General features: G+C 53.3%; 5 protein-coding genes. 4 read left to right on the top strand and 1 reads right to left on the bottom strand.

What is annotated here, in order from left to right; translation table 11 throughout:
- Positions 1-48: 48 nt before the first annotated feature.
- Positions 49-1005 carry an IS30 family transposase gene (locus tag H5P28_RS16625; RefSeq protein ID WP_281398168.1) on the bottom strand — a complete coding sequence of 319 codons (957 nt, stop codon included), beginning with the start codon at positions 1003-1005 and terminating at the stop codon, positions 49-51.
- A 222-nt stretch (positions 1006-1227) separates the two neighbouring features.
- On the opposite strand from H5P28_RS16625, the gene H5P28_RS16620 reads away from it, so the two are divergent.
- The 4 genes from H5P28_RS16620 to H5P28_RS16605 all read left to right on the top strand — a co-directional run.
- Complete coding sequence (locus H5P28_RS16620) at positions 1228-1881, top strand: hypothetical protein (protein ID WP_185676823.1); 654 nt, start codon at positions 1228-1230, stop codon at positions 1879-1881.
- A 135-nt stretch (positions 1882-2016) separates the two neighbouring features.
- The gene (locus H5P28_RS16615; protein ID WP_185676822.1) at positions 2017-2400 is read left to right on the top strand and encodes a hypothetical protein; all 384 of its coding nucleotides are present in this window, start codon (positions 2017-2019) and stop codon (positions 2398-2400) included.
- A complete protein-coding gene (locus H5P28_RS16610; RefSeq protein ID WP_185676821.1) occupies positions 2381-2578 on the top strand; it encodes a hypothetical protein in 198 nt (65 codons plus the stop codon). The genes H5P28_RS16615 and H5P28_RS16610 overlap by 20 nt, the downstream gene beginning before the upstream one ends.
- A 4-nt stretch (positions 2579-2582) precedes the next feature.
- Positions 2583-3706 (top strand): tyrosine-type recombinase/integrase (locus H5P28_RS16605; RefSeq protein WP_185676784.1); only part of this gene is annotated, 1124 nt, incomplete at its 3' end.

Here is a 3706-nt window from a genome sequence, read left to right as displayed (position 1 = left end):
CGCGGATTCCAACTTCTAAGGAATCATTTTTGTGCTGGGTTGAGGTGGTCAAGCGGCGAAGTGTAGTTTGAGGTTGTTGGGAGAAAGGAAGTGTAGGGTTTTGCGTGGGCGTTGGTTGAGTTGGGCTTCGATGTGGGCGAGCCTAGGCTCGCCCACATCGAGGAAGTTTGTGCCCTTGGGGAAGTATTGTCGGACGAGTCCGTTGAAGTTCTCGACGCCGCCTTTTTCCCATGAGTGGTAGGGCTTGCAAAAGAATCCGGCTGCGCCGAGGGCCTCACTGACGCGCCGGTGTCCGGCGAACTCCAGCCCGTTGTCATAGGTGATGGTGTGCACGCGGTAGCCTTGCAGGACGCCGATAATGGCCTCAGCGGTCTCGTTGGCATCTTTGCTTTGCAGCAGCGCCAGCCGCCCATAGCGGCTCTTGCGCTCGTAAAGACTCAGCAGGTAGCCTCCACCCCGGCAACCGGCGATGAGGTCCGCCTCCCAGTCGCCGTAACGCTCGCGCCGCTGCACGATCGCAGGCCGCAGCTCAATGTCCACGCGGGCCGGGAGCTTGTGGCGGCTGGCTTTGTTCTTGTGCCGGTAGCGGCGTTTGCCGTTGATGCGCAGGTGCCGGTAAAGCGTGCCCCCGCGATCACGGTCAGCCTGGATAAACGTGTAGATGCTCGTACGCGAAGGCGCCGGACGCCCCTGCCGCCGCAGAGCTCCGCTGATCTGCTCGGGGCTGTGCTTGCACTCAATCCGCTCCCGCACGAGGGCCTCCAACTCTCCCTCGATCACGCGGTGACGACGACGCTTGCACTGCTGACGCCCAAGCGCCTTGGCATGCGCTTGTCCAGGACGATACCCGCGCAGCCCCCGATTACGACTCAGCTCCTTGCTGATGCTCGATTGAGAAAACCCCAGAAAATGGGCGATCTCGCGCTGACTCTTTCCGGCTTTACGCATGCGATAAATAATGGGACGATCCTCCACGCGGAGGCGACGGTAGCTTCTTGTTGACATGTTGGTTCTCGCAAACCGCCATGCTTAAGCACCCTCTCGCCCTCCGCACCTTTTTATTCCCTAGATGTTGGCATCCGCCTTTCATTTATCGATATTCTCGGGTTTAAAAAAATTGTCGATAAATCAGAACGCGGGGACGGACTTACGTCAGTTCAAATTGTAGAAGCAGTCAAAAAACTAGGAACCCCCGCGGATGTTGATATTGTCCGACGTTCGGGCCCCATGACCTGCCCAAATAGCAAAAAACGATCTAAGGACTTAGATTTTCAAGTATCACAAGTATCTGATTGCTGCATAATATCAGCTGAAACATCACCATCTGGAATCCTACAAGTTGTTAAGCATTGTTCCTCGTCTATACTTGGCCTTCTGCGCCTCGGCTTGCTTTGCCGGGGCTACATAACAAAAGGAAATATATATCACGATGGGTTTACTTTTTTTGGATCAGGGTACGTGAGGGCCTATACACGAGAAGGAGATGTAAGGTTTAATCAAAAACACATATGCGACGTTGGAACACCTTTTGTTGAAATAGATAGAAGCGTTTTAGACTATGTAGATTCGTGCGATGATCAGTGTGTGAAAGAAATGTTTGGCAGGATGGTTCTTGTTACGAATGGAATCGGGGCTGTCTATCCATTTAAATTATTAAAGATAAACATGCCATTGATTAACGCATCAAAAATGCATAAAAGCATTATGCGTATGCGCACTATTCTTGATGAATTTAAAGCTAAACTACCCAACGCCGAAGAAGACGACAGGGTTAGGATCAAAATTGAGCATTATATGGATGCTTTGGATGTGCAGCTTCAAGCATGTGATAAAGCGGATCAATTAATTAACAACTTGGACGCTACCTTCCCTCATCACTAGGCGCAACATAGACTATTTTATGGCTACGTGAGTTCACTCCCCAGTCGAATCTTGTTCAGCATCATTGATTCCTTTGCTCATCAATGCACCAAAAACACTCTTGACTAAAGCACATTGGTATTATTGTTTGCCAATATGCCACGTAAAGGAAGACAAGTCCCGCAGGGTGAGGATCGCGGTCCTCGCACCAAGGCAATGAGTATTTACCTGTCCGAGGAGGAGCGCAAAGCCCTTGATGACTTTGCTCTCCACCTCGGCTTCCAATCCAAGTCCAGCATGGTGGTTTATATCCTCGAATGCTGTATGAAGGGTGGCTTTGGCTTCATGGCCTTTTTCCGTCTCGGAAACAAGTTTTCCAAATTGGTGGAAGAATCTGGCCTTAGCTACCTTGACGTTCCGCTCCCCAAGGGGATGAAAGCAAGACGCGAGGCAGCCCTGAAAGCCAAAAAGGAAAAGCTTACCAAACAACGTCTATTGGAAAGGGAAATGAATGAGCGAGATGACACCGACACTGAATGACGACAGCCTGCTGACCCGAGAGGAAGCGGCTGCCTTTTACCGCTGCTCGACGCGGCAGATACCGCGCTTTGTTGATATGGGACTCAAGAAGGTGGTCTTCGGGCCGCGCAATGTGCGTTACCGGCTGCGGGACTTGAAGAAGTTCGCAGAGCGTCACCTAAAAGCCTCTATGGCCTGATCTGATGAGCGTTTTCAGGCAACCCCGCGGCAACGGGAAGTTCTCTAAAACGTACTCTTGCTCAGTCTGGATCAACGGCAAGAAAACAACTCGCTCGCTACGTACCACCCATCTTGATCGCGCCCTCAAGCACGAGAAGGAACTCAAACAGGGGATTGCCCTGCAAGAGCAAGGCCTGCCGGTCCCTTCGCACCTCTTTGGCGCACCTACGCGGAAAATCCTCGATCTGGTAGCCGACTACGAACGGTCACACACAGCCAAGCGGTTACGGCAAAAGCACATCCACGACACGGTGACGCGCATCAAGACGCTGGCCGAAGTCTGCAACTGGGAAGACCTGGGCGACATTACGCCAACTGGCTTCGAACAGTGGCGCGGGCAAGTGCCGGTTTGCGAGCGGACAGGCCGGGAGCTTTCAGCCAAGACGATCAACGAGTACCTGCTGAGCATGCGGGCCTTTCTCAACTGGCTGAAAAAGCAGGGGATCATTGAGCGCGATCCGCTGGAGTACGTCGAGAAGTGCGAGACGCGGGGCAATGAGACCAAGAACCGCCGCGAGTGGACGGATGACGAGCTTGAAACGTTCATGCGCTACGGGAAGCCACCCCATCGGGCAGACTATCGCATCGGAATATGGCTGCTGCACTGGACCGGCTTGCGCAAAAACGAGCTGCAAAACCCGCGTTGGGGTGACGTGTTCATCGATGACGGGAAGGCACAAGCCATCATCCGCGCCAAGTACTCAAAAGGCCGAACCAGCGAGCAAATCCCCCTTATGCCTAAGGTTGTGGCTCAATTGCACTCCATGCGGCCGAAGAAATGGAAGCCGGAGGACAAGGTTTTGCCGTTCCGGCTGCCCGGCTCCGAACAGTTTCGCGTCGATCAGGAACGCGCCGGATTGGTGTACAAAAATGAGTTCGGGGACCACGATTTCCACTCCCTGCGCTACTCACACGGCCACTGGCTAGCTGTGCGTGGCGTTCCTTTGCTCGTTATTCAGGCCATCCTACGACACAAAGATCCTTCGACCACAGCCCGGCACTATATGAACATCGCCAAGCTGGCGGCTAACAAGACGCTGGAGGAAGTTTATGCCTCAGAGGGGTGCACTCCAAATTGCACTCCATT

This window comes from Ruficoccus amylovorans (assembly GCF_014230085.1).
GTDB lineage: Bacteria > Verrucomicrobiota > Verrucomicrobiia > Opitutales > Cerasicoccaceae > Ruficoccus > Ruficoccus amylovorans.
Note: the sequence above shows the minus strand (reverse complement) of the source record. Positions and strands in the feature narration are given on the sequence as shown.